8 protein-coding genes are annotated in these 4,276 nt (G+C 68.3%); all 8 read left to right on the top strand.

All coding sequences use genetic code 11. The features are described from left to right. Positions 1 to 298: hypothetical protein (locus tag GPA_RS10580; RefSeq protein ID WP_167536643.1), on the top strand; the 298-nt coding region annotated here is incomplete at its 5' end. A gap of 5 nt (positions 299 to 303) precedes the next feature. Continuing rightward, positions 304 to 501: a hypothetical protein gene (locus tag GPA_RS10585; protein ID WP_156790999.1), complete on the top strand. Its 198-nt coding sequence runs from the start codon at positions 304 to 306 to the stop codon at positions 499 to 501. Then, the gene (locus GPA_RS10590) at positions 498 to 809 is read left to right on the top strand and encodes a hypothetical protein (protein WP_041239472.1); all 312 of its coding nucleotides are present in this window, start codon (positions 498 to 500) and stop codon (positions 807 to 809) included. The genes GPA_RS10585 and GPA_RS10590 overlap by 4 nt, the downstream gene beginning before the upstream one ends. Before the next feature lie 16 nt (positions 810 to 825). Further along, the gene (locus GPA_RS10595; RefSeq protein WP_015539861.1) at positions 826 to 1,113 is read left to right on the top strand and encodes a DUF3310 domain-containing protein; all 288 of its coding nucleotides are present in this window, start codon (positions 826 to 828) and stop codon (positions 1,111 to 1,113) included. Further along, the gene (locus tag GPA_RS10600; protein WP_015539862.1) at positions 1,113 to 2,300 is read left to right on the top strand and encodes a tyrosine-type recombinase/integrase; all 1,188 of its coding nucleotides are present in this window, start codon (positions 1,113 to 1,115) and stop codon (positions 2,298 to 2,300) included. Before GPA_RS10595 ends, GPA_RS10600 begins: the two co-directional genes overlap by 1 nt. Next, a complete protein-coding gene (locus tag GPA_RS10605) occupies positions 2,297 to 3,088 on the top strand; it encodes a phosphoadenosine phosphosulfate reductase domain-containing protein (protein ID WP_197533092.1) in 792 nt (263 codons plus the stop codon). The genes GPA_RS10600 and GPA_RS10605 overlap by 4 nt, the downstream gene beginning before the upstream one ends. 195 nt (positions 3,089 to 3,283) lie before the next feature. Next, complete coding sequence (locus GPA_RS10610) at positions 3,284 to 3,586, top strand: hypothetical protein (protein ID WP_015539865.1); 303 nt, start codon at positions 3,284 to 3,286, stop codon at positions 3,584 to 3,586. 259 nt (positions 3,587 to 3,845) lie between these two features. Continuing rightward, on the top strand, positions 3,846 to 4,058 hold the full coding sequence (locus GPA_RS10620) for a hypothetical protein (protein ID WP_015539866.1): 213 nt from the start codon (positions 3,846 to 3,848) through the stop codon (positions 4,056 to 4,058). Positions 4,059 to 4,276: the final 218 nt, after the last annotated feature.

The raw sequence follows: 4,276 nt of genomic DNA on the forward strand, positions 1-4,276 counted from the left end.
GATAGGGCGCGGGCCGGGGGCGGTCGGCATCTCGCTCAAGGGCGAGGGGCTCCCGGCGGTCGTGGAGCGCGACCTCGGCGCCGAGGGCCGCTCGGTCGACGAGGTGGAGTGCGCACACGCCTCCGGCTCGCATGAGGCGTGTGCATCGCCCGCGTTTTTGGTCGAGGCCCTCGCGGCGGTGCCCGATGACGTGGTTTCGGTCGAGGTCGGCGGCGGGCGGAAGCCCATCATGTTCAAGACCCTGTCGGGCTCGTACCGCCAGGCCGTCATGCCGGTCGTGCTGCCGAAAGGGCGGTGATCAACGTGGGCGATAAGACGGTGTACGTGGTGGTCGCCGAGTACCCCGATGCGCGCCGGGACTCCCGGGAGCCTTTACCGGTGGTTTTGGGCGTGTTCACCGAGCGCTGGCGGGCCGAACTCGCGGCCGGCCAGCTCGGAGGGGACGTCCATGAGTCATCCCTGCACGTGGGAGACGGAGGCGTCGGGGGTGATGCGTCGTGAGCGCGGGCATCGACGAGATGGGGCCGAAGGAGCTGCTCGCATGGGCCAACGGGCTCGGCATCTGCCGCTTCGAGCTCGATGGCGACGAGGTGCGCTGCGAGGGGAGGAACGTGGAGATCCGGCTCGATCTGGGCGAGTTCTCCGAGAGCATCGGAGGGGGCCGGTTCGTGGGGTTCGACTTCGAGGACGAAAGGGACGGCTACCGCGCCGGCAGCATGCCGTGCAGGACCCTCGAGGAGGCCGCCGAGCGCATCGAGCTGCGCGCCGTCGATCTCGGGCTGTACGCGGGGCAGGTAATGGCGTTCTGACGAAAGGAAGTGTCGCATGGCGAACATGGTGTACGGCGAGGGCGAGCGCGCGCCGATGAAGGAAGAGGCTCCGTCGCCCTTCGACCCGGTGGAGCGGCCCGAGCACTACGTTCAGGGCTCCGTCGAGTGCATCGACGCGATCAAGGCGGCGACGGCGGGGCTCGGCGGGTTCGAGGGCTACTGCGCCGGCAACGCCGTCAAGTACCTGTGGCGTTGGCACCGCAAAGGCGGCGTGCAGGACCTGCGCAAGGCGCGGTGGTACCTCGACCGCCTCATCGCGTCGGCCGAGGGGTTCCGCTCCTGATGGCCTCTGCCAGGCGCAACAAGAGGACGGGCGCGTGGGAGGTGCGCGCCTACGCAGGAAAGGACCCGGTGACGGGCCGCGTCCGCAACCTGTCGCGCACGCTTCCGCCCGACACGCCCGAGGCGGAGGTGGGGGATGCGAAGGCGGAGCTCGACCGCCAGGCGGCGTTCTGCCGGGGCTCGGGCGCGTCGTGGACGGTGGGCGGCATCCTCGCCTACGACCTGTCCCTGCTCCCCTCGCTCGGCTACTCGCCGACGACGGTGGACGCCTACGCCTCGCACCTGAGGTGCTACGTGGACCCGCTCGTCGGCGGAGTGAGGATCGACGACGCGCAGCCCTACATGTTCGCGAGCCTGTACAAGGCCCTGCGCGAGGACGGCGGCAAGGACGGCAACCCTCTCGCGGCCAACACCGTGCGCCAGGTGCACGCGCACCTGTCGGGGTCGTTCGGCCGGCTCGCCGAGACGCACGTAATCGGCTTCAACCCGATAGCGGGTGTGACCCCGCCCAGGCAAGAGCGTGTCGAGGCCGTCCCGCTCTCGGAGCCCGACTTCTCAACGCTCCAGTCCCGCGCCGACGCGGGGGGTGGCATCGACGAGGAGATCGCGGCGCTCGACCTCGCCACGGGGTTCCGCCGCGGCGAGGTGTCCGGCTTCCAGGAACGCGACTGGTCGTTCCGCCGCTCGGACATGAGTGTCGAGCGGGTGGTCGTGCAGTCGGCGAGCGCGGGAAGCCCATGGGTGTACAAGTCGCCGAAGAGCAAGGCGGGGATCAGGCGCGTGTCGCTCGACGCCGAGACCAACGACCGCCTGGCCGACTGGTACGAGAGATCGCGCGCCGACCTGCGCGCCGATGGGTTCCGCCGCACGGCTTCGACGCCGCTCTTCGCTCGAGAGGACGGCTCGCCGTACCTGCCGAGCATGGTTTATGCGGGGTTCTCGGCGATGGCGCGCGAGGTCGGCCTCGATCCTGCGGCGCACTTCCATACCCTGCGCCATACGCATGCCACCTACCTGCTCGACCAGGGAGTGTCGATCCGTGTTCTGCAGGAGCGTCTCGGGCACTCCTCGGTCAACGTCACGCTGCAGATCTACGGGCACGTGCTCCCCGGCCGCGACGAGGCGGCGGCGGAGGCCTACGGCGAGCTGCGCGGCGCCGCCAGGAGATGGCCGGGGGCGGCATCGTGAGCGCGTACCACGTGGTGTCGCTATCGGGAGGGAAGGACTCCACCGCGATGCTCATCATGATGCTCGAGCGCGGCATGCCGGTCGACGAGGTCGTGTGGTTCGACACGGGGTGGGAGTTCCCGGCTATGGTCGGGCACATCGGAAAGGTTGAGGCCGAAACCGGAGTGCCGGTCACGAGGCTCCGACCCGACCTGCCGTTCAACTACTGGATGTTCGACCATGTGAGGATGAAGGGGGCGCGCGCCGGAGAGGCCGGCTACGGGTGGGCGAGGATGGGATCCCGCTGGTGCACGAAGATCAAGACGTCCGCCATCGACAGGCACGTCAAGGCGATGGCCGGGCGGCGCAGGGTCGTGCAGTACGTCGGCATAGCGGCGGATGAGGCGCACCGCGCGAAGGGCAAACGCTATCCGCTCGTCGAGTGGGGCGTGACCGAGGCCGAGGCGCTCGCGTACTGCCGCGCGAGGGGTTACGACTGGGGCGGGCTCTACGACCGCTTCGACCGGGTGTCGTGCTGGTGCTGCCCCTTGCAGCGGCTCTCCGACCTCCGCGAGCTGCGCCGCTCGTTTCCTGATCTCTGGGAGCTACTGCGCGACATGGACGCGCGCGCCTGGAACGACTTCCGCATCGATTGCACGGTCGAGCAGCTCGAGCGACGGTTCGCCTTCGAGGACTGCCAGACCACCGTCCTCGGCTACATCGCAGAGCGCGAAGCAATGGAACGACGGGCGAACGACGGAGGGTACGGAAGCGGGGCGTGTATTGCCTCGGAAAGGCAAGGCGACTAGGGGAGACGGGAAACCGCCCCAACGGTTCTATCCATAAAAGAGTAATACATGAAAAAGAGAAGGAGAGATGGTCGATGGACGTGAAGGATATCCGCGGATGCGTGAAGCTCGTGTGGGACTCGGAGAGGCTCGACGAGGACGTGGAGCCGACCGCCGAGCCGGAACCGGACTGGTCGTAGGCGAGGGGGCGAGAGCATGGGGTACCTGAAAGAGCGCCACGGCATGATGATGCTGCCTGGAATCGCGAAGGAAGGCCAGTGTCGCGAGTGCGGAGGATCCCACTCCCCCGACGAGCCTCACAACCGGGATGCGCTGCGCTACCAGTACACGTTCTACGACGCTCACGGTCGCTGGCCTTCGTGGGCCGATGCGATGGCGCATTGCGCCGAGGCCGTCCGCGCCAGCTGGACTCGAGAGCTCAAGCGGGTGGGCGTAGACGTCGACGAGGTTCCCGGCATGGGGCATCTGGGGGTCTCCGTCAAGGGAGGGCGCGAGTGATTGCCTACGGCCAGTACAAAGGGCGGCGCCACGATGCCGCGCAACCGGTCTTCGGGGAGGCCGAACCGCGCCCCAATCGACGGACGGGAGGAAGCAAGCGCGTGGTCATGAACGGACGCGAGGTATACGACTCGATCAGCGAGTGCGCCAGAGTGATCGGATGCTCGCCGGACACGTTGAGCTCGGCCATCCGGGATGGCCGAGCCTGTCATGGCCAGAGGGTTGAGTACGCCGAGATGCGGGGTGGGAGAGATAGCCGATGACTAGTGTATGCGACGGCTGCGCCTGCGAGGAGGCGTGCGGCCATGCCGGGCTGCGCGCCTGCGCATACCGCAAGCCGGCCCGCTGGTGCAGCTGCGACATGCTGCGCAGGGCGCAGGCGGAGCGGGACGCGCTCCTTCGGCTCAAGTGCGAGAGAGAGGCGGAGATCGTGCGGTTGGAGGAGGAGTTGGCGGCTGCACGAGGCGAATAGAAAAGGCCGAAGCTGCTGCCCCGGCCCATCACCTAAGCTAGATAATACCACGGCGGAGGAGGCAGCTTGGCTGAAACGGAATTCGAACGGTACAAATACGACCAGGCGCGCGCTTACCTGGAGCACGTGCGCGCCCTGTCGTGCAGGGCGCAGGCCCTTCGCGCCGAGGTCGAGGCGCAGCGCGAGCTCGCCGACGGCGTGCGGGCCATGCGCTACGG

Source organism: Gordonibacter pamelaeae 7-10-1-b, assembly GCF_000210055.1.
In the GTDB taxonomy this organism is placed as follows: domain Bacteria; phylum Actinomycetota; class Coriobacteriia; order Coriobacteriales; family Eggerthellaceae; genus Gordonibacter; species Gordonibacter pamelaeae.